Annotated in this window: 1 protein-coding gene; it reads left to right on the top strand. The window is 72.6% G+C overall.

All coding sequences use genetic code 11. From position 1 onward, the window contains the following. Positions 1-159 precede the first annotated feature (159 nt). The gene (locus P409_RS34115; protein WP_034849245.1) at positions 160-1,365 is read left to right on the top strand and encodes a lytic murein transglycosylase; all 1,206 of its coding nucleotides are present in this window, start codon (positions 160-162) and stop codon (positions 1,363-1,365) included. The last annotated feature ends 104 nt before the right edge of the window (positions 1,366-1,469 follow it).

Here is a 1,469-nt window from a genome sequence, read left to right as displayed (position 1 = left end):
TACGCCACCGATTACGAGATCGACACCGACCGGCCGGCCCGGGTCTGGCCCGAAGCGGCGGCCTGACGCGGCGCCGCCGGACGGGTTGTGCCCGCCGCCCGGATGGGACAGGATCGCGCCGCCGCGCCGCGGCAGGGTTCCATCGCGTGGAGGAAGGGTATGACGTCTCGCCTGTTCGGATCCGGCTGGACCTTCGGGGCGGCGCTGCTCCTCCCGCTGCTGGCCGCCGGCCCGGCCCTGGCCGACTTCGGCTCCTGCGTCTCCGGCCTCGCCGACTCCGCGGTGAAGGCGGGGGTCGACCGCAGCGTCGCCACCCGCGCCTTCGACGGGCTGACCCAGCCGGACGACAAGGTGCTGCGCTTCTCCCAGGCCCAGCCGGAATTCGTGACGCCGATCTGGGACTACCTGGCCTTCCTGGTGGATGACCAGCGCATCGCCGACGGGCGGGCGATGATGTCGAAATACGGCCGCGTGCTGCAGCAGGCGGAGCAGCGCTATGGCATCGACCGGTCGGTGATCGCCGCTGTCTGGGGCGTCGAGAGCGACTACGGCAAGGAGCGTGGCGGCTACTTCCTGCCGCATGCCCTGGCGACGCTGGTCTGCGCCGGCGAGCGGCGCACCGATTTCTGGCGCGGCGAGCTGATGGCGGCGCTGAAGCTGGTCAGCGCCGGCGACCTGCGGCTGGACGAGCTGTACGGCTCCTGGGCCGGCGCCTTCGGCCAGACCCAGTTCATCCCCTCGACCTACCAGCGGCTGGCGGTCGATTTCGACGGCGACGGGCGGCGCGACCTGGTGAATTCGGTGGCCGACGCGCTCGGCTCCACCGCCAACTACCTGAAGCGCTCCGGCTGGCAGGAAGGCCAGCCCTGGATGATCGAGGTGCGGGTGCCGGCCGGCTACAACGGCCCGACCGGCCGCAAGGACAAGGACCCGCTGTCGGCCTGGGCCCAGCGCGGCGTGGTGCGGGCCGACGGGGCGCCGCTGTCGGGCAGCGGCCAGGCCGGCCTGATCCTCCCTGCCGGGCCGCAGGGGCCGGGCTTCCTGGTGTTCCGCAACTTCGACGCGATCTATTCCTACAACGCGGCGGAATCCTACGCGATCGCGATCTCGTACCTCGCCCAGCGCCTGTCCGGCGGGCCGGCACTGCGCACGCCCTGGCCGACCGACGATCCCGGCCTGTCGCGGGCCCAGCGCCTGCGGCTGCAGCAGCTGCTGCTGGCCCAGGGCTACGACATCGGCGGCCAGGCGGACGGCAAGATCGGCCCGGCCACCCGCGCCGCGATCTCGGCCGCCGAGCAGCGCCTCGGCATGCCGCAGACCGGCCGGGCCGGTCAGAAGATTTTTCGCGCGCTGGGAGGCCAGTAGTCCCGCGGGACGCCAAGGCGGTGAGGTGTTGCCTCTCCCGCTTGCGGGAGAGGTCGGAGACGCGGAGCGGCTCCGGGTGAGGGGATTTTGTCGAGGCCTGGGCC

Source organism: Inquilinus limosus MP06 (assembly GCF_000767795.1).
Classification (GTDB): domain Bacteria; phylum Pseudomonadota; class Alphaproteobacteria; order DSM-16000; family Inquilinaceae; genus Inquilinus; species Inquilinus limosus_E.
The sequence above is the reverse complement of the archived record's forward strand: the minus strand, read 5'-3'. Positions and strand labels throughout refer to the sequence as shown.